The following is a 24,196-nucleotide window of genomic DNA, read 5'->3' as shown; positions in this document are numbered from 1 at the left end:
GTCCGGTGCCGCCGCCCACCCGGCCCGGCCACTTCACCGACGACGACACGGTGCGGGCCACCGAGCGCGTGGTGTGGGCGCGGGCGGGCGGCCGACGGCTCGTGGCGGCCTGCGGCCACGTGGTGGAGACAGAGCTGACCGAGCGTGAGCTCTCCGCGCTCGTCACCGTGCTGAACGGCGGCCGACCGGTGCCCGTGGCGGAACTCACCGCGTCGGCGCGGCGCTTGCTCGCCCGGGGCTCGCCGGGCTCCGCGCCGTCGAACGACGCTGAGGCGGCGGCGCGCCCGGGGGGTGTCCGGCGGATCTTGCCGGGGGCGCGGGATCACACCTGTCCGCGGCGTTGTTGCCGCGGTTACCGGCAGCGCCCCTGGGCGGCGTGCTCGGTCAGGACCTCCTCGATGACGCGGGCCGCGGTGTCGGCCATGAACCGGTTGGACTGCCGGTAGTACGCCAGCTCGTTGACGGCGATGGTCAGGGCCCAGCCGCGGCCGCGCGCCCAGGCCGCATCGTCGAGGTCGAGCCCCGCCCGGTACACGGCACGCTCCGGGGCGTCGAGCACGTACCAGGCCACGATCAGGTCGACGGCCGGGTCGCCCAGGCCCATGCAGCCGAAGTCGATGACGGCGCTGAGCCGCCCGTCGGCGACGAGCATGTTGCCGGGCTGGAGGTCGGCGTGGAGCCACACGTCGGGGCGGTCGCCGCGCGGGGCGGCCACGGCCGCGTCCCACACGGCCAGAGCGGTCTGCGTGTCGATCGTGCCGGCGAGTGAGCCGATCACCTCACGGGTGTCGGCGTCCCGCTCGACGAGCGGTCGGCCCCGGTACGACTCGGGCGCCCCCGCCGTGTCGACGCGCTGCAACGCGGTCACGAACGCCGCCAGGTCCTGTGCCAGCGCCGTGGGCCGCTCAAGGCGCCCGACCGTCGGGTTGACGCCGTCCAGCCACCGGTGGACCGCCCACGGCCAGGGGAAGCCGCGCCCCGGCGCGCCGACGGCGACCGGCTCGGGCACGGGCACCGGCACGCGCGGCGCGAGGAACGGCATCCAGCGGCGCTCTCGCTCCAGATCGGGAACGGAACCACGCACCCTGGGCAGCCGTACCACCCGCTCGTCCCCGAGCCGGAACAGGACGTTGGACGTGCCGTTGGAGTCGACGAGGGTGAGCGGAAGACCGGACCACTGCGGGAACTGGTCGTCGACCAGGGCGCGCACCAGCTTCTCGTCGATGTCAGGTTCGTCGTCGTGCAGCTTGCGGATGGCCATGGTCACCTCTGGCGTACGACAAGAGCCGCACCGTTCTTCCGGTGCGGCCCACGATCGACCTGCGACTTCGAAGCTTTCCTCTTCGACTTCGAAAAGTCGGGACGACAGGATTTGAACCTGCGACCCCTTGACCCCCAGTCAAGTGCGCTACCAAGCTGCGCCACGTCCCGTTGTCCACTGCCTTGCGGATCTCCGTCCGGCGGCGACAGGAAGAACAATACCCCAAGCTCACGGGTGGTTTGAAACCGCTTCGGGCGACAGCGGTCCGGGTGCGCGACAATGCCGGGCATGAGCACTGCGCACGGCGGCGACAGGGACCGCGACGAGGAGGGGCGGGCCCGTAACGCACGCCCCCGTGACGGCCTGGGCCGGCCGCTGCCCTACGGCGCCGAAGGCGTGCCCCGGCAGCCGGAGGGCGTGGTCCGCACGGCCGCCGGGACCGTGGCCGAGGCGCAGGCGCTCCTGGACGCCGGGCGGCCGTTCCACGCGCACGAGGTGTTCGAGGACGCGTGGAAGGCGGGCCCGGCCCACGAGCGGGCGTTGTGGCGGGGCCTCGCGCAGGTCGCGGTCGGGCTCACGCACGCGGCGCGCGGCAACGCGCGAGGCGGCGCCCGGCTGTTGCGGCGCGGCGCGCAGAGCGTGGCCTCCTGGACGGGCACGGCGCCCGACGGGCTCGACCCGGCCGCCGTGGCCGCATGGGCGCGGGAGCTGGCCGACGACGTGGAGCGGTCGGACCGCCCGGTGGACGCGGCGGCGCGTGCACCCCGCCTCGACGGGCGGACGGCGAGCGGCTGACCAGGGGTTCCGTCACCGGTCCGGCCGCCGTCCGCATGCGCGGGTCGGCCACCGGTGTGACGCTTCGAGCGTGACCACCACCCTCGAAGAGACCGCCGCTCCCGCACCTCCGGTCCTCGACCGTCGACGCCGCAACGTCGTCTTCGTGACGATCATGCTGGGCATGCTGCTCGCCGCCCTCGACCAGACCATCGTCGGCACCGCGCTGCCCACGATCGTCGCGGACCTGGGCGGGGCCGCGCACATGTCGTGGGTCGTCACCTCGTACCTGCTCGCCGAGACCGTCGCCACCGTCCTCGTCGGCAAGTTCGGCGACCTGTTCGGGCGCAAGGTCGTCTTCCAGGTCTCGGCGATCGTCTTCATCACCGGCTCGTTCCTGTGCGGGCTCGCCACGAACATGTCGCTGCTGATCGTCTGGCGGGCGATGCAGGGCGTCGGCGCGGGCGGTCTGATGGTGACGGCGATGGCGCTGATCGCCGACGTCATCCCGCTGCGCGAGCGCGGCAAGTACCAGGGCGCCATCGGGGCCGTGTTCGGCGTCGCGACGGTCATCGGACCGCTGCTCGGCGGCCTGTTCACCGACCACCTGTCGTGGCGCTGGGCGTTCTACGTCAACGTACCGATCGCGATCGTCGTGGTCGCGGCGGCCGCCCGCACCATCCCGGTGGTCAGGTCGGTGGTGCGTCCCGTCATCGACTACATCGGCATCGCGCTGGTGGCGGCCGGGGCGAGCGCCCTGATCCTGGCGACGAGCTGGGGCGGCAACGAGTACGCGTGGGGCTCGGGTGTCATCATCGGCCTGTTCGCGGGCGGCCTGGCGGCGCTCGGCCTGTTCTGCTGGGCCGAGACGCGGGCCGCCGAACCGATGCTGCCGATGCGGCTGTTCGCCAACCCGGTCTTCACGGTCTGCTCGATCCTGAGCTTCATCGTCGGCTTCGCGATGCTCGGCGCGATGACGTTCCTGCCGACGTATCTGCAGTACGTGGACGGGGACTCGGCCACCATCTCGGGGGTGCGCACCCTGCCCATGGTGATCGGGCTGCTCGCCGCGTCGATCTTCTCCGGCAACGTGGTGAGCAAGACCGGTACGTACCGGATCTTCCCGATCGTCGGGGCGCTGGTGATGGCGCTCGGGCTGTACCTGCTGTCCCTGATGGGCAGTTCGACCGGCACGTGGCTGGAGTCGCTGTACATGCTCGTGCTCGGTATCGGTATCGGCCTGTGCATGCAGGTGCTGACCATCGCCGTGCAGAACACCGTCGCGTACGCGGATCTGGGCACGGCCACGTCGGGTGTGACGTTCTTCCGTACGCTCGGCAGCTCCTTCGGGACGGCCGTCTTCGGCACGATCTACGCCAACAGCCTCAAGCCGAACCTGACGCAGGGCCTGGCCCGGGCGGCGCGGTCCGGGTCCGGAGTCGATCCGGCGGCGCTGGCGAAGGCGGCGCAGAGTCCGCAGGGGCTGCACTCGCTGCCGCCCGCGGCGCGGGGTCCGATCGTCGACGCGTACGCGGACTCGCTGCACACCGTCTTCCTGTGGACGGTGCCGGTCGCGGTCGTCGGGTTCGTGGTGGCGCTCTTCCTCAAGCAGGTCGAGCTGCGCGACAGCGCGCGGGCCGGGTCGGCCGACATGGGCGAGGGGTTCGCCCAGCCGACGTCCGGTGACTCGGCGCGGCTGCTGGAGCGGGCCGTGGGGAACATCGTGAAGACGACGAGTCTGGAGACGGCACGGCGGATCCTGCACTCCAGCGACACACGGCTCGACATCGCGGGCGCGTGGGCCGTCATGCAGGTGGAGTTCTTCACGCGGATGGTCGGGTACGCGAGCCTCGGCCTGATCGCGGCCCGGCGCAGGCTGCCGCCGGAGGTGCTCGTGCCGGTCTTCGAGCGGATGGTGGCCGAGGGGTATCTGAGCCGTGAGGGCTCGTACTTCTCGCACACGGCGGCAGGGCGGCGCGAGGCCGAGGTGCTGTCTCGGGCGTGGGGCGAGTGGCTGAGCGAGCAGGTGGAGGCCGATCTGGGCCGCCCCCCGGGGCTCGATCTGCGGGCCGCGGTCGACACGATCGCCAAGCGGCTGCTGGCCGAGGACCTGGCGAACGGCCTGCCGGAACGTACGGGCGGCGGCGAGCCGGAGCCCGTACGCGTCTGAGGCCGGGCCGGGGCGCCGTCAGCGCAGCAGCAGTTGCAGACCGCCGACGACGGTCGCGGCGATGACGAGCCGCTCGAACAGGCGCTGGTTGATGCGGTGGACCGCGGCCCGCCCGATGAGCGCGCCCGGCACGACGAACACGGCGAGGGCGGCGTCGAGCAGCAGCGAGTGACCGTCGATGAGGCCCAGGCCCGCGCTGAACGGCACCTTCGCGGAGTTGACGATGAGGAAGAACCAGGCGGAGGTGCCGAGGAAGCCGAGCTTGCGGAAGCCCGCCGACAGCAGATACATCGACATGACCGGGCCGCCCGCGTTGGCGACCATGGTGGTGAAGCCGCCGAGCACCCCGTACGAGCCCGCTTTGACGCGGGCCGCACGGGTGGGCTCGGACTCCGCTTCGGGCGTCTGTGCCGCGCGGCGCCGCCAGACGGTGACCGCGGCCATCAGGAGCAGGATCGCTCCGATGGACGTGCGCACGGCCCCGTCGTCGGCGAGGCCGAGGAAGACCGTGCCGACCACGACCCCCACGGCGACGGCCGGGAACAGCCGCCACAGCGTTGGCCAGTGGGCGTGCCGCCGGTAGGTGAGGACGGCCAGGACGTCGCCGCAGATGAGGATGGGCAGCAGGACGCCCACGGAGGCACGGGCGGGCAGGATCGCGGCGAAGATCGCGAGGCTGACGGTGTTGGCGCCGCTGACGGCCGTCTTGGAGAAGCCCACCAGGAGCGCCGCGAAGGCCAGCGCCGTGAACTGCCAGGGTGTGATCCCGAATATGTGGTGCATGGTGCGACCGATGCTATGCGCGTCTATCCTTCGCTGTACGTCGCCCGCAGCTCACGCTTGAGGATCTTCATGCTGGGGCCGAGCGGCAGCCGGTCGGTGAGTTCGACGCGGCGCGGGTACTTGTGGCGGCCCAGGTGTTCCTTGGACCAGGCGGTGAGCTCGTCGGTGTCGAGGGGGGTGTCCGGTTTCGGCACGATCACGGCGCACACCTCCTCGCCGTGCACGGCGTCGGGCAGACCGATGACGGCGACCTGTTCCACGGCGGGGTGGCGCATGAGAACCTCCTCCACCTCGCGCGGATAGACGTTGTAGCCGCCGCGGATGATGACGTCCTTCTTGCGGTCGACGATGCGCAGGAAGCCCTTCTCGTCCTTGGTGCCCAGGTCACCCGTGCGGAACCAGCCGTCGACCAGGACCTCGGCCGTGGCCTCGGGGCGGCCCAGGTAGCCGGAGAAGACGCAGTGGCCGCGCACCACGATCTCGCCGAGTTCGCCGGTGGGCAGCAGTTCGACGCGCTCGTTCAGCTCGGCGCGGGCGACTTCCACCTCGACGCCCCAGATCGGGTGGCCGACGGTGCCCGGCTCGACGCCGAAGCAGCTCTGGTTGACGGCGGCGACGGGCGAGGTCTCGCTGAGCCCGTAGCCCTCGTGGATGGTGGCGCCGTACAGCTCCTGGAAGCGTTCGAGGACGGCGACCGGGAGGGACGCGCCGCCGGACACGGCCACGTCGAGGCGCGGCAGTTCGGCGGCCTGCTCGGCGGCGGCCAGCAGATGCACGTACATGGTGGGCACGCCGTGGAACGTGGTGACCCGCTCGCGCACCATGGCCTCGATCGCCCTGGCGGCGTCGAAGCGGGGCAGCAGGACGAGTGTCTTGCCCGCGCGCCACACCGCGTTGAGGGAGGCGGTCTGGCCGAAGGCGTGGAAGAGCGGCAGGGCGCCGAGAACGATCTGGTCGGGGTCGTAGGTGTGGGCGTCGAAGGCGTCGACGGTCGCGTTCATCACGAGGTTGAAGTGGCTGAGGACCGCGCCCTTGGGGACACCGGTGGTGCCGCTCGTGTAGAAGACGACGGCCGGGTCGTCGGCGTCGCGCGTCGCGTACGAGGTGACGGGCTCGGCCGCGGCGGTGAGCCGTTCGAGCTCGCCGTCGTCACCGAGTTCGACCATGCGTACGCCGCACGCCTTCGCGGCCGCGGCGCCGACCGCCGCCTGCCCGGGGTGGCACAGCAGCAGCGTGGCGCCGCTGTCGCTCAGGACATGGCGCACCTCGTCGGCGGAGAGGAGCAGGTGGACGGGGACGACGACGGCGCCCGCGGTGAGCGCCGCGTAGTAGGCGCGCGGGAACTCGGCCGTGTTGGGCGCCATGAGCGCCACCTTGTCCCCCGGCCGCACGCCGAGACCGGCCAGGGCCGCGGCCTGCTTGCGGGCCTGGAGCCACAACTCGCTGAAGGTGAAGCGGCGTTCGCCCTCGACGAGTCCGGTCTTGTCGGGGTGGCGGCGGGCGGACTCGGCGAGGATCGCCGCGAGGGAGAGGGTGGCCATGAGGGGGTGGTGCTCCGTTTCCGTGCGGGCTGTGCGATCCGTGCGGGCTGTGCGGTCTTTACGGGTGGTCAGGCGCGCTCGACGAGCAGGGCGCTGCCCTGGCCGACGCCGACGCACATGGTGGCCAGGCCCCGGCCGGCGCCGGTGCGGCGCATGCGGTGCAGCAGGGTGGTGAGGATGCGGGCGCCGGAGCAGCCCAGCGGGTGACCGAGCGCGATGGCGCCGCCGGTGGGGTTGACCTGGTCGGGGTCGATGCCGAGGGTGTCGAGGCAGGCGAGCGCCTGCGCGGCGAACGCCTCGTTGAACTCGGCCTCCTGCACGGTGTCCAGGTCCCAGCCGACGCGGTCGAGCGCCTTGCGGGTGGCGGGCACCGGGCCGATGCCCATGACGTCGGGGTGGACGCCGGCCGAGGCGCCGGCGACGTAGCGGCCGAGCGAGGTGAGCCCCAGGTCGTTCAGGGCCTCCTCGCTGACCAGGAGCAGGCCCGCCGCGCCGTCGTTCATGGGCGACGCGTTGCCCGCTGTGACCGTGCCGCCCTTGCGGAAGACGGGGCGCAGGCCGCCGAGCTTGTCCAGGGAGGTGTCGGGGCGGATGCATTCGTCGGCGTCGACCACCACGCCGTCGGGCCGGGTGACGGGCAGGAGTTCCGCGTCGAAGAGGCCGTCCTTGCGGGCGGCGGCGGCGCGCTGGTGGCTGCGGAGAGCGAACGCGTCCTGCCGCTCGCGGGAGATGCCGTACCGGTCGGCGACCTCCTCGGCGGTCTCCCCCATCGACAGGACGCCGTGCAGCTCCTTCATCGCCGGGTTGACGAGCCGCCAGCCCAGTCGGGTGTCGTACGTCTGCATCGTGTGCGGGAGCGCGTCGTCCGGGCGGGGCAGGACGAACGGGGCGCGGCTCATCGACTCGGAGCCGCCCGCGAGCACGATGTCGGCCTCGCCCGCCGCGATGGTGCGGGCGGCGGTGGTGACGGCCTCGAGGCCCGAGGCGCACAGCCGGTTCACGGTGGCGCCGGGCACCGACTCGGGCAGGCCCGCGAGCAGGGCGGCCATCCGCGCGACGTTGCGGTTGTCCTCGCCCGCCTGGTTGGCGGCGCCCCAGTAGACGTCGTCGACGCGGGCGGGATCGAGGCCGGGCGCGTCGGCGAGCAGCCCCCTGAGCACGGTGGCGGCGAGGTCGTCGGGGCGCACGCCCGACAGGGATCCGCGCAGTTTGCCGATCGGGGTGCGGCGGGCGGCTGCGAAGTGGACGGGGCGCACGGTCGACTCCTCGACTCCTCGGTACCATCATTAATTAGCACTGCTAGTTTTGATGCCGTTCCGGACTATAGCCCCGGGCCGGGCCCGCTGGGAAGGGGGCGCGAAACGGGCATGCGGTGATCAAAGTGGTGCGCCTGGTTCCGGATCTCAGGGCTCACCCTGATGTCCGGCTCCCCCGCCCGGCCTACTGTGGAGGTCCGGCACCGCTCCGCGGACGACGTACGGGGGGCCACGGGGGAACGGGGGACACGGGGGGCCGCCGTCGTCTTCGGAGCGGACAGCCGGAACCTCCTCCGTATCGGCGCGTGACTCAACCGCGCAGATACGTGAGGACTGCCATGACCCGCCGGTGCTCGAGCAGGTCGGGTTCCAGGCGCAGCTTGGTGAAGACGTTACGGACGTGAGTCTCGACCGTCTTGCCGCCGATGACCAGTTTCTGCGCGATGGCCTCGTTCGAGCGGCCTTCGGCCATCAGGGCGAGCACGTCGCGCTCGCGCCCGGTCAGCTCGTCCAGGGGCCCCGGCGCGCGCGGCGTGTCGAGGAGCCGGGCCACCACGAGCGGGTCGAGGACGGTCTCGCCCGCCGCCACCCGCTGCAGGGCACCGCCGAGTTCGTCGATGTCGGCGACGCGCTCCTTGAGCAGATAGCCGAAGCCCTCGGGCCGCTCGGCGAGCGCCTGCACGGTGGAGGTCGTCTCCACGTACTGGGAGAGCAGCAGGACGCCGGTCGCGGGGTGCGCGGCGCGGATCGCGGCCGCCGCGACAAGGCCCTCGTCGGTGTGGGTGGGCGGCATACGGATGTCGAGCAGCACGGCGTCGGGGGCGTGCGCGGCGACGAGGCCGAGCAGGTCGGCGGTGTCGCCGCACTCGGCGGCCACCTCGAACCCGTCGTCGGTGAGCAGGCGCACGATGCCCTGCCTCAGCAAAGCCGAGTCCTCGGCCACGATCACCCGCACGGAAGCTCCGCTCTGATCCGGGTCCCGCCACCCACGGGACTCTCTATGTGCAGCACGCCGTCGACCGCGGCGATCCGGTCGGCGAGCCCGCGCAGACCGGTGCCGCGCGCGCTGTCGGCGCCGCCGACGCCGTCGTCGACCGTCTCGACGACGAGCCGGCCGCCTTGATGACGCGCCGTGACGCTGACGGCGCGCGCCTTGGCGTGCTTGGCCGCGTTGGTGAGCGTCTCGCAGACGGTGAAGTACGCGGTGGACTCCACGAGCGGGTCGTAGCGGCGCGGGTCGGCGGCCACGACGACGGGCAGCTCGGCCTGCCTGGCCAGCGCGTTGAGCGCCGGGGCCAGGCCCTCGCGGGTGAGGACGGCCGGGTGGATGCCCTGGGCGATGCCGCGCAGCTCCTCGATGGCCAGGCGCAGGCTGGACTCGGCCTCGTCGGCGGCCTCGCGCAGCGTGTCGTCCGGGTGTCCTTCCAGGCCCCGGCGGACCCGGCGCACCGCCATGAGGGCGAAGACGAGGCGGGTCTGCGCGCCGTCGTGCAGGTCGCGTTCCAGGCGGTCCCGCTCGGCGTCGGCGGCGCGCACGATGCGGGTGGCGACGTCCTTGGCGCGGGTGCGCAGCCAGGCGTTCTCCAGGGCGAGGCGCAGCGCGGCGGCGACGGAGTCGAGCAGCTCGGGGTCCTCGGCGAGGGCCGGGTCGTGGTGGAGCAGGGCGAGCGGTCGGCCGTCGGCGGCGGCGACCGGGGTGCGGCCCGGACCCTGCGGGTTGACCTCGCCGCCGGAGCCGTCGACGTAGGCGCCGCGCTCCTCGCGCCACATGCCGAGCCGCAGCGTCGGGTCGCCGAGGGCGCGGACGAGTGCGTCGCGCACCCGGGTGGCGTCGGGGTCGGTGCCGACGTCGATGACGAGGCCGCTGACCTCACCGCGCTGCATGTGCATGCGCAGCAGGCCGCCGAGGAACGCGAAGGGGACGCCGACCTGGGCGAGGTCCGACATCAGGTAGACGGCCTGCTCCCCCAGCGAGCCGACACCGCCGAACCACGGCACGACGTAGAACAGCATGTCCCACATCAGGAACACGACGGCGACGGCGATGCCGATCCAGGCTGGCAGCAGCGCCCGCCTGCGCGCGGCCGACGCCTGCCGCCAGCGCTGCACGACGGCGACGGCGACGAACACGGAGAGCACCCAGCCCGCCGCGTGATAGGCGGTGTCGACCGCCTCGAAGGCGCCCCGCCAGCCGCGCACGAGCAGCAGGTTGGGGCCGCAGCCCCGGCAGTCCAGGTACGTCGCCCCGGTGTCGGCCGCCGGGTCGAAGAGCAGTGTGCGCACGAGGCCGCCGACGGCGACCAGCGCGTACCCGGCCTGGGTGAGGCGCCGGGTGAAAACGGTGGTCAGGCGCCCTTCGGGGAACGACAGGATCAGGTGCAGCAGCACCGCCATGTTCAGCGCCTCGAACCAGGCGCCGAAGGCGAACAGCGCCGGTGCGGAGGTGCCCTGCAGGTTGCCGAAGAACCAGGTGACGCCCTCGATCACCATCAGGCGTCCGGTGTGGTTGGCGGGTCTGCTGCGCCAGGCGACGATGCCGGCGACCACGTAGGCCCAGCCGACCGCCAGGTCGCGCACGATGTCCGCGGCGGACGCGCCGGTGCGCGCGTAGGCCCATGACCCCGCCGCACCCGACACGACACCGAAGGCGGCGGCCACGGTCAGTTGCAGCCGAACCGTCCGCTCACCCTGGCTCTCCACGCGCCACACGGTAAGCCATTCGGGGGACCCCGTGGGAATCGGACATGGCTTGTTGTGGTCCTGACTGACGCATCAGTCAGGACCACAACACCGGTGCGTGTCCCGTGTTTGTGAGCACTCGTGTTGAGCTGGTCTCAACACGAGGTTAGGGTCGCGCCTCGTGGAGACCGACAAGGCCCGGCGCGGCGCGCCGACCGACGACACCGCCCTCCGCGTCCGTGAGGTCATCGCGGCCGCGGGGGTGAGCCAACGCGAGTTCGCCCGCCGTGTCGTCATGGATCCGTCCAAACTGTCGCGGTCGCTGAACGGCACCCGCCGCTTCACCGCCGCCGAGCTGGCACGGATCGCCGACGAGGGACGTGTGGACGTCGGCCGGCTGCTCGGGACACGGCCGCGCGGGGCGGCAGGTCCGCCCGCGGCTCCGGTCGAGGGCGGGCGCGCCGCGCAGATCGTCCGCGAGACGGTCCGGCTGATCGCCGAGCACGGTTTGCACGCGGTGCGGGTCGCCGACATCGCCCGCGCCTGCGCCACCAGCACGGCCGCGATCCACTATCACTTCCCGAGCCGCGCCGATCTGCTGGAGGCCGCGGTGCGCCGGTGCATGGACGAGGACACCGCGCACCGTGCCGCCCGGCTCGCCGAGACGGACGACGCGGCGGCGCAGTTGCGTCAGCTCATCGAGCTGCGGACGCCCCGCACCGCGCAGCAGCGCCGCCGGTGGGCGGTGCGGCTCGACCTGTGGGCCGAGGCCGTGCGTCACACGGCGGTCGGCCGCCTGCACACCGAGTACGACCGGCAGTGGCGGCAGACCGTCGCCGACGTCGTACGCACAGGTGTCGCGCGGGGCGTCTTCCGCGCCGACGCGGACCCCGGGGCGGCGGCGCTGACGTTGACCGCCCTGATCGACGGCCTGGCCACCCAGGTCCTGGCGTCGCCGCCCGGCGACGGCGGGGCGGCGGCGATGCACGCCGCGCTCACCGCGCACGTGCGGACGACGCTGCTGGCCTGAGCGACCAACGACGACCCCCGCGGCGGGCAGCCGAGAACGTCATCGCCGCCCGCGCCTGACCGCGCTCAGTACGGGCGGTCCCCCGCGATGGCGACACGCTCGGCGACCCGGCGGGCGTCACCGTAGTCGGCCACCGCGTAGTGCTGGGTGGCCCGGTTGTCCCAGAAGGCGATGTCGCCCGCCCGCCAGTGGAAGCGCACCTGGAACTCGGGCACGTGCGCCTGCTGGAACAGCAGCCGCAGCAGCCGGTCGCTCTCGGCGCGCTCCATGCCCAGGATCCGTGTGGTGAACGAGGTGTTGACGAACAGCATCCGGCGCCCCGTCTCGGGGTGGCGCCGCACGACGGGGTGGTGGACCGGCGGGAACAGTTCCTGCCAGGGAGCGAGCCGCTCGGGCCCGTAGAACCGGCTGAAGCCGGGGATGAAGTCGTGCTCGGCGACGGCCCCCTCGACGCTCCGCTTCACGTCGTCGGGCAGGTTGTCGTACGCGGCGGCCATGTCGGCCCACATGGTGTCGCCGCCGGACGGCGGCACCTCGCGCAGTTGCAGTACGGCGCCCATGGCGGGCCGTTCGCGGAACGTGACGTCGGTGTGCCACACGTTCTCGAAGCTGGGCACGGCCGCGGCGCTCTTGTCGAAGCGGACGACCTCGTCGCTGTCGCCGCGTTCGAGGAGCGGATTGGTCTCCAGATCGCCCCAGTTGCGGGCGAAGGCGCGCTGCGCGTCGCTGCTGAGGTGCTGGTCGCGGAAGAACAGCACCTTCCATTCGAGCAGGGCCCGGTTGAGTTCCTCGCGCAGCTCGGGCGTGAGCGGCCGCGACAGGTCGAGGCCGCGGATCTCGGCGCCGATGGTGGCGGCCTGCGGGAGGACCTCGAAGTGTTCGTAGGGCCGCTCCTGCCAGCCGTCGGGGGTGCGGCGCAGCAGGCGGCGGCCTTCGTACAGGCCGCCGTCCGGGACGGTGGCGCTGCGCAGCGGGGCGGACGTCAGGGACACGGACATGAGTGTTCTCCGGGGTGTGCGCGGACGTCGCCGGCACACGGATGTCGACACGTGTGCCCGCGTACGTGAGTGGAAGGGCGGCGAGGGACGGGAGGGGTCCGCTACAAGCCGCTGCGCGCACACCCGCAGCGGTCCGGCAGCACGGCCGGTCCGGCGAGAAGGGTGCGAAGCGTCGTCATGTGCTCATCTTGGGCCCCGGCCGATCTTGTGGTCAAGACGGCGGGAGGCACGGCGGGGAACGGCGGGGAACGGTCAGGGGGGAGGCACCCGACGCGGAGCGCCTCCCCCCTGGCCGACCGGGCGGGACCGTCAGGCCACCGGCACCGGGAAGGTCGGGTACTCGACGCCGGAGACGTGCTGGACGACCCGGATGACCTGGCACGAGTAGCCGAACTCGTTGTCGTACCAGAGGTAGAGGATCGCGTTGTCGCCGTCGACCTTGGTGGCGCCCGCGTCGACGATGGAGGCGTGGCGCGAGCCGATGAAGTCGCTGGAGACCGCGTCGGGGGCGCTGGTGAAGTCGATCTGGCGGCGCAGCGGGGAGGTCAGGGAGACCTCGCGCAGGTGGTCGAGCACCTCGTCGCGGGTGGTCTCGCGACCGAGCCGGAGGCTGAGGATCGCGATGGAGACGTCCGGGACGGGCACGCGGATCGAGCTGCCGGTGATGGGTGCCTTGAGGTCGGGCAGCGCCTTGGCGACGGCCGAGGCGGCGCCGGTCTCGGTGATGACCATGTTGAGCGGCGCGGAGCGGCCGCGGCGGTCGGCCTTGTGGTAGTTGTCCAGCAGGTTCTGGTCGTTGGTGAACGAGTGGACGGTCTCGACGTGGCCGCGCAGCACCCCGTACTCGTCGTCCATGGCCTTGAGCGGCGGCACGATGGCGTTGGTGGTGCAGGAGGCGCAGGACAGGATCTGCTCGTCCGGCTTGACGGTGTCGTGGTTGACGCCGTGCACGATGTTGGGCACGTCGCCCTTGCCGGGGGCGGTCAGGACGACCTTGTCGATGCCGGGGCGCAGGTGCTGCGAGAGGCCCTCGCGGTCGCGCCATTTGCCGGTGTTGTCGATCAGGATGGCGTTCTCGATGCCGTGCCGGGTGTAGTCCACCTCGGACGGGTCGTTGGCGTGGATCACCTTGATCGCATTGCCGTTGGCAATGATCGTGCGGCTTTCCTCGTCAACAGTGATCGTGCCCTGGAACTGGCCGTGGATGGAGTCGCGGCGCAGCAGCGAGGCCCGCTTGACGATGTCCTCGGCGGCCTTGTCGGTGTTCTCAGGGTTTCCGCGCACGACGATGGCGCGCAGCCGCAGCCCGTTGCCCGAGCCCGCCTTCTCGATGAGCAGCCGGGCGACCAGGCGGCCGATGCGGCCGAAGCCGTAGAGGACGACGTCGCGGCCGGCGCCGTGGCCTGCGGGGCGGGTGCCTATCGCGCCGGAGACGGCGTCGGCGGTGAACTCCTCGACGCTCAGTCCGCGCTCGTCGCTCTTGTACGTCGTGGCGAGCATGCCCAGGTCGATCTGGGAAGGACCGAGGTCGAGCGTGGTGAGGGCGCGCAGGAACGGCATCGTCTCGGCGACCGAGAGCTCCTCGCCGGCGATCTGACGGGCGAACCGGTGGGTCTTGAGGATGCTGACCACCGACTTGTTCACCAAGGAGCGGCTGTGCAGCAGGACGTTGACGTCCCGCTCGCGGTGCAGCTTCCCGATGATCGGGATCATCGCCTCCGCGGTCTCCTCGCGGTGCTTCCAGTTGGTGAACGAGTCGTCGTTGACAGTCACGGATATCTCTTTCGAGCTAGGCGGCGCTCATATGCTAACCCGCCCGCTCGGCACCGCTCCGGCGCCCCCGGTCACCGCCCGGAACCGGCCGGCGCGAAGGCCCCGCCGGGGCCGAAGACGCGCGTCGCGAAGCGCTCACCGATGCGGCGGTGGGTGGCCGCGTCGGGGTGGAGCGCGTCGGGCAGCGGCAGCTCGGCGTGGTCGGCCTCTCCGTAGAGGCCGAGGCCGTCGAGGTGGTGCAGGTTCGGGTCGTCGGCACGGCGCTGGGCCACGATACGGGCCAGCTCGGTACGGATGGTGGCGAGCGTCAGCTTCCCGTGCGCGGTCGCGGCGGGGTCGCCGGTCGCCATGAACCGGACCTGTCCGGTGGCGAGGCGTTCGGTGTCGGGGGCGCAGGGCCCCGGGGTGTCCTCGTGGATCGGGCACAGCAGCGGCGAGACGACGAGGAGCGGCGCGGTGGGGTGCCCCTCGCGGAGGGTGTCGAGGAACCCGTGGACCGCGGGACCGAAGGCTCGCATGCGCATCAGGTCGCCGTTGACGACATTGATTCCGATCTTGACGCTGATCAGGTCCGCGGGCGCGTCCCGCATGGCACGTGCCGTGAACGGGTCGAGGAGGGCTCCGCCGCCGAAGCCCATGTTGACCAGTTCGGCGCCGCCCAGGGCGGCGGCGAGCGCGGGCCAGGTGGTGGTCGGGCTCGCGGCGTCGGAACCGTGGCTGATGGAGCTGCCGTGGTGCAGCCACACGGGCCGCCCGCTCGCCCGCGCGGCCTCGACCGGGGCGTTTGTGCGCAGGGCGACGAGTTCGGTGGTCTCGTTGTGCGGCAGCCAGATCTCGACGTCCTTCATGCTGTCGGGCAGCCCGCTGAAGCGGAGGCTGCCGGGCGTGCCGGGGGTGTGCTCGAAGGTCCCGGCCGTCATGTCGACGGTCAGGGTGTGGCCCCCGGTCACCGAGCCTTGCGCCACGAGCCGGCCGTCGACGACGAGGTCGTACAGGCCGTCGGGGCGCGGCGGGGCGCCCACGTAGACCCGCTTGGTCGGCACGGTGTCCAGCTCGACGGCGCTGGCTCGGGTGCGGAAGACCAGACGGACCCCGGAGGGCTGGGACTCGGCCATGGCGAGCTGCGCGTCGGTGTTCTGGGCGCGCGCCCGCGCGGGCAGCCGGTGCGGGAGCAGCCCGAGGCCGGTGCGCTCGACGTCGACGGCGCCGCGCAGCATGTCGGCGCGCAGGGGTGTGGTGATCCAGTCGGTCATGGTGTTCGTGGCCTCGCTGTGTCGGGCATGTCCATCAGGTTGCGTTGAACATGTTGATCAAGTGGTGGACTGCGCGGCCGGAGTCGTCCGGTTCCGCAACAGGGCGTCGAGAGCGTCCAGGGACCACGTCCAGCTCTCGTCCGAGGAGGGCGCGCTGTGGCTGAATCCGCCGGCCGCCTCGAGGCTCACATAGCCGTGGAAGACGCTGCCGAGCAACCGCACCGCGTGCGTCTGCTCGGGTTCGGCCAGGTCGTAGCCGCGCAGCACCGCCCGGGACAGCTGTGCGTGCCGCGCCCCGGCGCTCGCCGCCGCCGCGTCCGGGTCGAGCCGGTACCGGGCGGCGGCGTAGCGGCCGGGGTGCTCACGGGCGTAGTCGCGGTAGACGTCGGCGAGGGCGAAAAGGGCGTCCTTGCCGGCTCGGCCCGCCAGGGCCTCGGCGGCCCGGTCGGCCATCTCCTCCAGGGCCAGCAGGGCGATGCGCGTCTTGAGGTCGTGGGAGCTCTTGACGTGTGAGTAGAGGCTCGCGACCTTCACGTCGAAGCGCCGGGCCAGCGCCGAGACGGTCACCCGCTCGAATCCGACCTCGTCGGCCAGTTCGGCGCCCGCGCGCGCCAGCCGCTGCGCGCTCAGCCCCACCCGTTCGCCTCTCACCATGACCTTCCTCCCTCTTAGCCATGATGATTATGCAGCAACCTAAAGGTCTTAGGCAAATCGCGAGAAGCATAGAGTCACCATCTCGAAGGGCCGCAGCGCCGGCGCCAGGACGTTCCCGACCAGCTCGGGGCGCGCCTCGTCGGGCAAGGGCGGTCCAGGAGATCGGTGCGGTCCACCTCCGTCGCGTCGAAGCCGAGGGTGAGCCGCGCGCGGGCCCGCGCGCCGGTGGACTCGTGGAGCCGTTCGACGACGTCGCCGCTGCCGTCGTCGGCCGGCTTCACGGCGCTGACGACGACCGCGTCCCGATCCACGTCGACCAGGGGCCGCGCGGGTCCCCCGCCGCCGGCGACCCGCCGCTCCGGCAGGTTCACGGCGTACCCCTCGCGCGCCGCCTCGCCGACGCCCGCTCCCGGCACGAGCGCGTGCCGGAACCGGTGCACGCCCTGGTCCGCCTCCGGGTCCGGGAAGCGCGGCGCGCGCAGCAGCGAGGCCCGCACGGTCGTCGTCGTGCCGCGGTCCTCCGCGCGCACGGTCCGTGTGACGTCGTGCCCGTACGTCGAGTCGTTGACCAGCGCCACACCCCAGTCGGGCTCACCGACGTGGACGAAGCGATGGTTGCATGCCTCGGACTTGGCGGCGCCCCAGGAGGTGTTGGTGTGCGGGGCACGGTGGAACGGGCGAGCGTCTTGATGTCGCGGGTGCCGCCCAGCGGGATGCGTCCGGCGAGCGGGCGGTCGATGGCCGAGCGGATGCGCCACTGGATCCGGCCGCGCTGTCGGTGGCTCAGTGCCATGCCATCCGGCCTTTCCGGCTGCCGTGTCGATCTCTTCGAGAACCCGCACGGACCGCTCGCGCTCGGCTCGCAGCCGGACCTTCTCCGCCGGTGAGATGCGAGGGCTGGTCAGCAGGACGACGCCGTCGTCGGCCGCGGCCTGCCAGACGGAACGGTGAACGACGTGGTGCGTGGCCTGCGGGCAGCGGGAGCCGTCACACAGCCCGGTCGGCGGAGCTGCCGCGGGCCTGGCGCGGGCGAGCTTGAGACCTGCCGACTCACTCGGCGCCGACCCGTTCTTCCTCCGGCTGATCGCGGGCGTCCAAGAGGTGCTCTCGGAGCGGCACCCGGGCCTGCCCTTCCGGGGCGTGGACGACGTGTCGGACGAACGCGCCCTCTATCGCCGATGGTGGGCCGAGCGGCGCGTCGACGGCGTCCTGGTCGTGGTGCGCGCGTCGGCGCCCCGCGCCCCGCCGTGCTCGACGGACCGGCCCTGCCGGGTGTGGTGATCGGCGGACTCGCGGACGGCTCCGAGCATTCGGTCCTGTCCCAGCCGCGAGCGGACGGCCGGGGCTCGATGGCCTCGGTCGTCGACCGTCTGCACACGCTCGGCCACCGCCGCATCGCGCACATCGCGGGCCTGCCCTCCCTGACCCACACCGAGCGCCGCATCCGCACCCTGCGCGAGGAGGCGGCACACCGCGGCCCGACCGGTAAGCGGTCGCCCAGCACGGAGTTGGGGCGCGGGCACGTTCGCGCCCGTACGGCGTCCACCCCAAGCCGAGGTCCCTCCAGCACCGCGACGGCAGAACGCAACCAGCGGGCCTGCCCTTGTCGACAGACCCGCTGGTGAACACCGTCGGGACGACAGGATTTGAACCTGCGACCCCTTGACCCCCAGTCAAGTGCGCTACCAAGCTGCGCCACGTCCCGGTACCCGTTGACCTGGGGATTCACCCCCGGCCGAACGCGCACAGAAACCATACCGCACTCGGGGCGGTGGTCGTGCATCCCTTTCCCGCGCTCCTTCCCGCGCCCCGCCCTCCTCGGCAGCCTTGACCTCAACCAAGGTCGAGGTCGCACTCTCCTTCGTATGACGACGACAGCGCAACGACAGACATACGGGTACGCCGACCTGCCGCGCCTGATGAGCGTGATGACCGGTGACGAGAAGCACGGGCCCGCCGCCACCTCGACTCTCGACGTGGTCTGGGTGCTCTACGACCGGGTGCTCGGGGTCACCCCGGAGACGGCCGACAGCCCCGGACGTGACCGGTTCCTGCTCTCCAAGGGACACGGGCCCATGGCGTACTACGCCGTGCTGGCCGCGAAGGGGTTCGTACCGGTGGAGTGGCTGGACGGGTTCGGGGGGTTCGACTCGCCGCTCGGGCACCATCCGGACCGTACGCTCGTGCCGGGGGTCGAAATCGGCAGCGGGTCGCTCGGGCACGGTCTGCCGATCGCGGTCGGCACGGCGCTCGGCCTGCGGGCGCAGGGACTCGACGAGCCGGCCGTCTGGACACTCGTCGGCGACGCCGAGCTGGACGAGGGCAGCAACCACGAGGCCATCGCGTTCGCCGGGGCGTTCGGGCTGGAGCGGCTGCACACGGTCGTGGTGGACAACGTCTCCGCCACCTACGGCCGGGCCGGGGGCATCGCGGCCCGGTTCGAGGCGGCCGGGTGGTCGACGCTCACCGTCGACGGGCGTGACCACTGCGCCCTGTACGAGGCGTTCTGCGCCCCGCACCCGGGGCGGCCGCACGTGGTCGTCGCCCGCGTCGAGCCGAAGTTCGCGTGAGCCGTCGGCATCCGACCGGCACCGATCGACGTTCGTCCCAGCAGCCTTCGCATCCCCGGAAGGGAACCTCCCCATGGACACCATGCGTGACCGATTCGCCCCTGTCCTCACCCGGCTGCTCGACGAGGACCCGCGTGTCGCCGTCGTCCTCGCCGAGATCGGGCTCGCCCCGTTCGCGGCCGCCGCGCGGCGCCACCCCGACCGGGTGATCAACGTCGGGATCCGTGAGCAGCTGCTCGTCGGTGCCGGGGCAGGGCTCGCGCTCAGCGGTATGCGGCCCGTCATGCACACCTTCGCCAGCTTCCTCGTGGAGCGGCCGTTCGAGCAGGTCAAGCTGGACTTCGGGCACCAAGGCGTCGGTGGGGTGCTGGTCAGCGCCGGGGCCTCGTACGACGTGGCATCGGGCGGCTACACGCACATGGCGCCGGGTGACGTGGCGCTGATGGACACGCTGGAGGGCTGGCGCGTGCACGTGCCCGGACACCCGGACGAGGCCGAGACGCTCCTGCGGCACGCCGTCGCGGCGGGCGACGAGCGCGTGTACGTACGGCTGTCCGCGCAGGCCAACCAGGAGGCGCTGGCCGTGGACGGGGAGCGGTTCACGGTCGTGCGGGACGGGCGCCGGGGCGTCGTCGTCGCGGTCGGCCCGATGCTCGACAATGTGCTCGCGGCCACCGAGGGGCTCGACGTGACCGTCCTGTACGCGGCCACGGTGCGGCCCTTCGACGCGGGCGCGCTGCGCCGGGCGGCGGGCGTGGCCGACGCCGCCGACGTCGTGATCGTCGAGCCGTATCTCGCGGGGACCTCCACCGCCGCCGCCAACGACGCCCTCGCGGATCTGCCGCACCGCGTGCTCGGCCTGGGCGTGGGCCGCCGTGAGCTGCGCCGCTACGGGCGGGCCGAGGAGCACATCGCCGCTCAGGGGCTCGACGCCGCCTCGCTCAGGGAGCGGATCGCGGGCTTCCTCAGCTCTTGAGGCTCCCGGACTCCGGAAGCTCCCCGACTCCGGAAGCTCCCCAGCTCCTGAGGCTCCCAGCCCTTGAAGCTCCCTGTCAGTCCCCCGTCGGGAGGCCCAGCTTCGGGTGGGCCTCCAGCAACCGGGGCGGGGCGGCCTGGCGCCAGGAGTCGGCGAGGATGTCGCGCAGTTCCGCCGCGTCCTCCAGCGCGGCGAGCCGGACACGGACCCAGGCGAAGGTCGCCTCGTGGCCGGCGATCCAGAACTTGTCCGGCTCGGCCAGGACCAGTTCGTCGCGCTCGTCCTTCGGGCAGCGCACCGCGATGGACGTCTCGTCCTCGGGCAGGGTGGCGAACATCTTTCCCGCCACCCGGAACGTGGGCATGCTCCAGGCGATCTTCTCCGTCGTGTCCGGCAGGGACAGAGCGATGGTGCGTACATCCTCGGCGTCGGGCATGGCAGGAACCTAGCCGAGGGCACTGACATCGAGACGGGGGACAGCACCGCTCGGGGCCCCGTCAGCCCTTACGGCACGCGCTTGTCCAGCCACGCCGTGAGGTCGGCCTGGACCTCGGCGCGGTTGGTCTCGTTGAGGATCTCGTGGCGCGCGCCCTCATAGCCCTTCCAGGTCAGATCGGTGACGCCGACGTAGCGCAGGTCCTCCAGGAGTTCGTGGACGAGCGTCATCCGCTGGTTGCAGGGGTCCTCGGTGCCGACGGCGATGTGGACGGGCAGGTCGGCCGGGATGCGGGCCAGGTTCGCCGGGGCGTTGATCCGGCGAACCGCTCGCACCCAGTCCAGCGCGAGCCCCGCCGAGAAGGCGAAACCGCAGCGCTCGTCGGCCACGTACGCGTCGACCTCCGCCGGGTCGCGCGAGAGCCACTCGAAGCCGGTGCGGTGCTCGTCCGGCGCGTTGTACGGGTCGTTGAAGGAGGCGAAGAGGCCGGGGACGTAGGACGAGATCGCCGCCCGGCCGCCGCGCGCGATCTGTGCCTCCAGGTCCGTGACGGCGCCCTCGATGTCGGCGCCCGGCAGCGAGCGGAACGTGCCGGAGAGGATCAGCCCGGTCAGATCGTCCGCGTACCGCTGCGCGTAGTCGCGGGCGAGCATCGAGCCGAGGCTGTGGCCCAGCAGCACGAACGGGGTGTGCGGGTGGAGGGCGCGCGCCCGGTCGCCGATGGCCTTGAGGTCGTCGACGATGGCGAGCCACGCGTCGGTGGTGCCGGGCTCCGCGTCGTCCGTGACGCCGTAGCCACCGGTGGAGGCGGCGGTGGCCCCGTGCCCACGGTGGTCGGAGGCGATGACTCCGTAGCCGTGTGCGGTCAGATGGCGGGCGAACCGGTCGTAGCGCAGTGCGTGCTCGGCGGCGCCGTGCGCGATCTGCACGAACGCGCGCGGGCCGGCGTCGGCGGGCAGCCAGGTGTACGTGGCGACGGCCGCGCCGTCACCCGTGGTCAGCGCGCTCGTCGTGGGGGCCTGCTGGTCGGTCATGGGGCGGCTCCTGATCGGTTCGGCCCGGAGGGCGGGAGAGACGGGGGGCTCCTGGTGTGTGGTGCCCTGCGTCTCCCCCGCCCGGTGGGCCGTCATGCGTCAGGCGCGCCGGCTCAGCGCCGCTTGAACACCGCCACCGTGCGTCCCGGCACCGTGAAGGTGCCCGTGCTCGGTGCGTAGGTCGCCTGCTTGACCGTGGCGTCCGCGCCCGCCGCCTGCACCGGGTGCAGGCGGTACGCCTGGCCCGCCGCCCCGGGAACGGTCTGGCGCTGCTGTCCGGGTGTCGCGTTGAAGACGATCAGCAGGTCACCGAGGCGCATCGTGATGACGCCGGGCGTCTCGTCCTTCCCGGAGAGCGGGAAGGAGAGGGCGCTCTGCACCTGCGCGGCCGTGGCCAGATGGAAGACCGGCTCGGTGGTGCGGATGCGGAGCAGGTCCTGGTAGGCGGCGGACGTCCGGCGGATGGTGGCGCAGCCGGGCACCGGCACCGACGTCAGCAGGGGCTTGGCGTACGACCACTTGGACTGGTTGTCCGGCGCCGGCGGCAGACCTCGGGCGAAGCCGTTGCCCTGGCGGCAGTCCCAGTGGATCGCGTTGAACCAGTCTCCGCTGTCGTACGAGTTGCGGTCGAGGGACTTGGAGCGCAGCAGGTCGCTGCCCGCCTGGGAGAGCGCCGGGCCCTGCGAGAGCGCGGCCGTGGCCATCGCGAGTACCTGCATGCGGGAGCGGCCCGCGGTGCTGGTGGTCACGGGCAGCTTGTAGGTGAGCGCGTCGTAGAGGGACTCGTTGTCGTGGGCGTCGGTGTAGGCGAGGGCGTCGCCGGGGGCGTCCGCGTAGCCCGCGGGCTGGCCGTTGTAGTCGACCTCCGCGCCCTTGACCTTCTTGCCCGTGCTGTCCGTGAACCGGTACGCCGCCAGGTTTCCCGACAGGCCGACCTCGATGAGGTCCTGGTAGTGGAGCAGACGGGCGCGCTGCTGGGCCGGGCTGCCGTTGGCGGTCGAGGTGTTGGGGTCGGTGTAGAGGCCGGAGGCGAAGCCCTGCACCCCGGGGTCCGAGTCGAAGGGGCTGCCGCCGCGCACGGCGTCCCGGGCGCGGTCGGAGAACGTGGCGATGCCGGTGCCCGCCATGTTCTGCTGCGTGGCCTGGACGAAGCGGGCGTCGTTGGCGACCTCGCCGAAGTTCCAGCCCTCGCCGTAGAGGATGATCTTCTTGCCGTCGACGCCGTCCTTGGCTGGCGTCAGCGCGTCGAGCGCCTTCCTGACCGCGAGGATGTTGGCCTTGGGGTGGTGGCCCATCAGGTCGAAGCGGAACCCGTCGACCTTGTACTCCTTGGCCCAGGTGACGATGGAGTCGACGACGAGCTTGCCCATCATGGTGTGCTCGGGCGCGGTGTTGGCGCAGCACGTCGAGGTCGCCACCGAGCCGTCGTCCATCAGCCGCTGGTAGTAGCCGGGCACGATCCGGTCGAGGACCGACGTCTTGGCCTGGCCGCTGGCCGCGGTGTGGTTGTAGACGACGTCCATGACGACGCGCAGCCCGTCGTGGTTGATCGCCTGCACCATGCGCCGGAACTCGACGGTGCGGCGGGTGCCGTTCGGGTCGGTGGCGTAGGAGCCCTCCGGGACCGTGAAGTGGTACGGGTCGTAGCCCCAGTTGTAGGCGTCCTTCGCGGCGGTCTTCGCCACGCACGCCTGCTGCTGGTCGCTGTCGGGGGCGTAGGAGGACAGGTCGCAGCCGGGGACGGCCTGTTCGGACTTCCTCTCGGGGACCGTGGTGAAGTCGAAGGCGGGCAGCAGGTGGACGAACGACGTGCCCGATGCCGCCAGGCGGCGCAGGTGGCGCGAACCGTCGCTGTCGCGGTCCGTGAAGGCCAGGTAGGTGCCGCGGTGGCGGGCGGGCACCGTGGTGTCGGCGACCGAGAAGTCGCGGATGTGCAGCTCCTGGATCTGCGCATCCTTCATGGCGACGGCCTTCGGCTTGCGCAGGTGGGTCCAGCCCGCCGGGGCGAGCGCCGGGTCGTCGAGGTCGGCGACGACGCTGCGCCGTGAGTCGGCCGTGAGCGCCACCGAGTACGGGTCGGTGACCTTGTTGGTGACGAGCCTTTGGACCGTGGGGGCCCAGACGGTCACGGCGTAGCGGTAGGTCCTGCCGCGCCAGGCCGCCGCCGGGCCGGTCGCGGACCAGACGCCGGTCGACGGGTCGCGGCGCATCGCCACGGTGGTGCCGTCGAGGTCGAGGCGCACGTCACGCGCGGTGGGCGCCCACACCGACAGGGTCACCTCGCCGCCCTTGAAGACCGGCCCCAGGGCGGCGTTCTTCGCCGCGCGGCCGTACAGGGCGTCGAGCGCTCCGGGGATCTGGACGCCCGTCGCGGCGAGCAGCGCGCCGTCCGCCGCGCGCTGCGTGGCGATCACCTGTCCGCGCAGGGCGGTACGGACCCTGCCGCGGTCGCGCCGCGCGATACGGAACGCCGGGAAGTCCTTGAGGTTGGGGTACTGGGCCTTCTGCGCGTCCGTGAGGGAGGCCGGTCGCAGGGCGATGCGGTGGCTGTCGGCCCCGTCGATCGTCCCGTTCTCGGCGCGCAGGCCGCCGCGGGCGGCGTACAGCAGTTGCTCGCTGGTCCCGGCCGGCGCGCTCACCTTCCACACAACGGTGTCGGCGTCGATCCACTGCGCGCGGGCCGCCGAGAGGTCGACGGCCGGGTCCGCGCCCGCCGCCGCGGCCGTGAGGGTCTGGAGCAGTGCCACGACGAGGGCGAGGGCGACCGCCCACGCGGTCGCCCGCGTCCGTGGTATTCGGCTGGTACGTCTCACTGTGTGAACTCCTCGCGGCCTGAAGGTCCTTGGGTGACTGCACAACCGGGCCGAGCGGCTCCGGTCCGCCGCGCGACCGTACCGCTCGCCGTAACCTTGCAGCAAGACTCCTGAAACTCATAGCAAGAATTTTCAGCACGTACCTTGACGTGCCCTTCTCAACTCGCGCACGCTCACGGTGCGTCACACGCGCAC

At 72.4% G+C, this 24,196-nt stretch carries 20 protein-coding genes, 2 tRNA genes and 1 pseudogene; 7 read left to right on the top strand and 16 right to left on the bottom strand.

Annotated elements, in window-relative coordinates:
* Positions 1 to 352: 352 nt before the first annotated feature.
* Positions 353 to 1,261, bottom strand: coding sequence for an aminoglycoside phosphotransferase family protein (locus tag OFY01_RS20110; protein ID WP_266601854.1), 909 nt, complete (start codon positions 1,259 to 1,261; stop codon positions 353 to 355).
* Between the two features lie 96 nt (positions 1,262 to 1,357).
* Positions 1,358 to 1,431, bottom strand: a tRNA-Pro gene (locus OFY01_RS20105).
* Positions 1,432 to 1,549: 118 nt separating this feature from the next.
* Between OFY01_RS20105 and OFY01_RS20100 the strand changes: the two genes are divergently transcribed.
* The gene (locus OFY01_RS20100; protein WP_266601852.1) at positions 1,550 to 2,056 is read left to right on the top strand and encodes a DUF309 domain-containing protein; all 507 of its coding nucleotides are present in this window, start codon (positions 1,550 to 1,552) and stop codon (positions 2,054 to 2,056) included.
* A gap of 70 nt (positions 2,057 to 2,126) precedes the next feature.
* Positions 2,127 to 4,205, top strand: a complete 2,079-nt coding sequence (locus OFY01_RS20095; RefSeq protein ID WP_266601850.1) for an MDR family MFS transporter — start codon at positions 2,127 to 2,129, stop codon at positions 4,203 to 4,205.
* Positions 4,206 to 4,223: 18 nt separating this feature from the next.
* Here OFY01_RS20095 and OFY01_RS20090 read toward each other — a convergent pair whose 3' ends face one another.
* The 5 genes from OFY01_RS20090 to OFY01_RS20070 all read right to left on the bottom strand — a co-directional run bounded on the left by OFY01_RS20090 (position 4,224) and on the right by OFY01_RS20070 (position 10,485).
* The gene (locus OFY01_RS20090) at positions 4,224 to 4,988 is read right to left on the bottom strand and encodes a sulfite exporter TauE/SafE family protein (RefSeq protein ID WP_266601848.1); all 765 of its coding nucleotides are present in this window, start codon (positions 4,986 to 4,988) and stop codon (positions 4,224 to 4,226) included.
* A gap of 23 nt (positions 4,989 to 5,011) precedes the next feature.
* The gene (locus tag OFY01_RS20085; protein WP_266601846.1) at positions 5,012 to 6,529 is read right to left on the bottom strand and encodes a long-chain-fatty-acid--CoA ligase; all 1,518 of its coding nucleotides are present in this window, start codon (positions 6,527 to 6,529) and stop codon (positions 5,012 to 5,014) included.
* A gap of 68 nt (positions 6,530 to 6,597) precedes the next feature.
* Complete coding sequence (locus tag OFY01_RS20080; RefSeq protein WP_266601844.1) at positions 6,598 to 7,785, bottom strand: thiolase family protein; 1,188 nt, start codon at positions 7,783 to 7,785, stop codon at positions 6,598 to 6,600.
* Between the two features lie 310 nt (positions 7,786 to 8,095).
* The gene (locus OFY01_RS20075; protein WP_266601862.1) at positions 8,096 to 8,734 is read right to left on the bottom strand and encodes a LuxR C-terminal-related transcriptional regulator; all 639 of its coding nucleotides are present in this window, start codon (positions 8,732 to 8,734) and stop codon (positions 8,096 to 8,098) included.
* On the bottom strand, positions 8,731 to 10,485 hold the full coding sequence (locus OFY01_RS20070; RefSeq protein ID WP_266601842.1) for a sensor histidine kinase: 1,755 nt from the start codon (positions 10,483 to 10,485) through the stop codon (positions 8,731 to 8,733). Before OFY01_RS20070 ends, OFY01_RS20075 begins: the two co-directional genes overlap by 4 nt.
* Before the next feature lie 160 nt (positions 10,486 to 10,645).
* Between OFY01_RS20070 and OFY01_RS20065 the strand changes: the two genes are divergently transcribed.
* Positions 10,646 to 11,494 (top strand): TetR/AcrR family transcriptional regulator, encoded by an 849-nt coding sequence (locus OFY01_RS20065; protein WP_266601840.1) that lies wholly within the window; start codon positions 10,646 to 10,648, stop codon positions 11,492 to 11,494.
* A 65-nt stretch (positions 11,495 to 11,559) separates the two neighbouring features.
* Here OFY01_RS20065 and OFY01_RS20060 read toward each other — a convergent pair whose 3' ends face one another.
* The 5 genes and pseudogenes from OFY01_RS20060 to OFY01_RS20040 all read right to left on the bottom strand — a co-directional run.
* Positions 11,560 to 12,492 carry a TauD/TfdA dioxygenase family protein gene (locus tag OFY01_RS20060; RefSeq protein ID WP_266601838.1) on the bottom strand — a complete coding sequence of 311 codons (933 nt, stop codon included), beginning with the start codon at positions 12,490 to 12,492 and terminating at the stop codon, positions 11,560 to 11,562.
* Positions 12,493 to 12,801: 309 nt separating this feature from the next.
* A complete protein-coding gene (locus OFY01_RS20055) occupies positions 12,802 to 14,265 on the bottom strand; it encodes a glyceraldehyde-3-phosphate dehydrogenase (RefSeq protein ID WP_266601836.1) in 1,464 nt (487 codons plus the stop codon).
* Positions 14,266 to 14,336: 71 nt separating this feature from the next.
* Complete coding sequence (locus tag OFY01_RS20050) at positions 14,337 to 15,518, bottom strand: GDSL-type esterase/lipase family protein (protein ID WP_266601834.1); 1,182 nt, start codon at positions 15,516 to 15,518, stop codon at positions 14,337 to 14,339.
* A 57-nt stretch (positions 15,519 to 15,575) separates the two neighbouring features.
* The gene (locus OFY01_RS20045) at positions 15,576 to 16,172 is read right to left on the bottom strand and encodes a TetR/AcrR family transcriptional regulator (RefSeq protein ID WP_266601832.1); all 597 of its coding nucleotides are present in this window, start codon (positions 16,170 to 16,172) and stop codon (positions 15,576 to 15,578) included.
* Between the two features lie 48 nt (positions 16,173 to 16,220).
* Positions 16,221 to 16,846 (bottom strand): annotated as a pseudogene (locus OFY01_RS20040) (glycoside hydrolase family 38 C-terminal domain-containing protein); the annotation flags it as partial.
* Between the two features lie 361 nt (positions 16,847 to 17,207).
* On the opposite strand from OFY01_RS20040, the gene OFY01_RS32645 reads away from it, so the two are divergent.
* Together OFY01_RS32645 and OFY01_RS32640 are read left to right on the top strand one after the other, a co-directional pair.
* Positions 17,208 to 17,453, top strand: coding sequence for a type 1 periplasmic-binding domain-containing protein (locus OFY01_RS32645; RefSeq protein WP_407700382.1), 246 nt, complete (start codon positions 17,208 to 17,210; stop codon positions 17,451 to 17,453).
* Entirely contained in the window at positions 17,420 to 17,797 is a 378-nt protein-coding gene (locus tag OFY01_RS32640; protein WP_407700381.1) for a type 1 periplasmic-binding domain-containing protein, read from the top strand. The genes OFY01_RS32645 and OFY01_RS32640 overlap by 34 nt, the downstream gene beginning before the upstream one ends.
* A gap of 6 nt (positions 17,798 to 17,803) precedes the next feature.
* Here the strand turns inward: OFY01_RS32640 and OFY01_RS20030 are convergent.
* Positions 17,804 to 17,877 (bottom strand) — tRNA-Pro (locus OFY01_RS20030).
* 160 nt (positions 17,878 to 18,037) lie between these two features.
* Between OFY01_RS20030 and OFY01_RS20025 the strand changes: the two genes are divergently transcribed.
* Both OFY01_RS20025 and OFY01_RS20020 read left to right on the top strand, forming a co-directional pair.
* Complete coding sequence (locus tag OFY01_RS20025; RefSeq protein ID WP_266601830.1) at positions 18,038 to 18,742, top strand: thiamine pyrophosphate-dependent enzyme; 705 nt, start codon at positions 18,038 to 18,040, stop codon at positions 18,740 to 18,742.
* Positions 18,743 to 18,815: 73 nt separating this feature from the next.
* Positions 18,816 to 19,718, top strand: coding sequence for a transketolase family protein (locus OFY01_RS20020; RefSeq protein ID WP_266601828.1), 903 nt, complete (start codon positions 18,816 to 18,818; stop codon positions 19,716 to 19,718).
* A gap of 76 nt (positions 19,719 to 19,794) precedes the next feature.
* Here OFY01_RS20020 and OFY01_RS20015 read toward each other — a convergent pair whose 3' ends face one another.
* The 3 genes from OFY01_RS20015 to pulA form a co-directional block, all read right to left on the bottom strand.
* Entirely contained in the window at positions 19,795 to 20,154 is a 360-nt protein-coding gene (locus OFY01_RS20015) for an MmcQ/YjbR family DNA-binding protein (protein ID WP_266601826.1), read from the bottom strand.
* Between the two features lie 68 nt (positions 20,155 to 20,222).
* On the bottom strand, positions 20,223 to 21,188 hold the full coding sequence (locus tag OFY01_RS20010; protein ID WP_266601824.1) for an alpha/beta fold hydrolase: 966 nt from the start codon (positions 21,186 to 21,188) through the stop codon (positions 20,223 to 20,225).
* A gap of 113 nt (positions 21,189 to 21,301) precedes the next feature.
* Entirely contained in the window at positions 21,302 to 24,001 is a 2,700-nt protein-coding gene (pulA, locus tag OFY01_RS20005; protein ID WP_323135536.1) for a pullulanase-type alpha-1,6-glucosidase, read from the bottom strand.
* Positions 24,002 to 24,196 lie beyond the last annotated feature (195 nt).

Origin of the sequence: Streptomyces beihaiensis (genome assembly GCF_026274175.1) — a bacterium.
Lineage (GTDB): Bacteria > Actinomycetota > Actinomycetes > Streptomycetales > Streptomycetaceae > Streptomyces > Streptomyces beihaiensis.
Note: the sequence above shows the minus strand (reverse complement) of the source record. Positions and strands in the feature narration are given on the sequence as shown.